We start from the raw sequence: 266 nt of genomic DNA on the forward strand, positions 1-266 counted from the left end.
GGACGAAGACACCGACGAAGTACCACGGCTGCGCTCCGGCGAGCCGGTGGCGGACGCGGCCGAGGCGGCTGCGCAGTTGGGCGTGCAGGTGCTGTTGTTCAACTGCAGCCAGCCGGAAGTGATCGGCGCGGCGATTGATGCTGCGCGCCAGACCTTCGAGCGACTGGGCGTAGCGATCCAGATCGGTGCCTACGCCAATGCCTTCCCTCCGCAGCCCAAGGAAGCCACGGCCAACGATGGCCTCGACCCGTTGCGCGACGACCTCG

Annotated in this window: 1 protein-coding gene; it reads left to right on the top strand. The window is 68.0% G+C overall.

Annotated features, from left to right (window positions below):
• The coding region (locus SB764_RS40970; RefSeq protein WP_410866893.1) for a homocysteine S-methyltransferase family protein at nt 1-266 on the top strand (266 nt) is incomplete at both ends.

It is taken from the genome of Paraburkholderia sp. SIMBA_027 (assembly GCF_046535315.1).
Taxonomy (GTDB): domain Bacteria; phylum Pseudomonadota; class Gammaproteobacteria; order Burkholderiales; family Burkholderiaceae; genus Paraburkholderia; species Paraburkholderia tropica.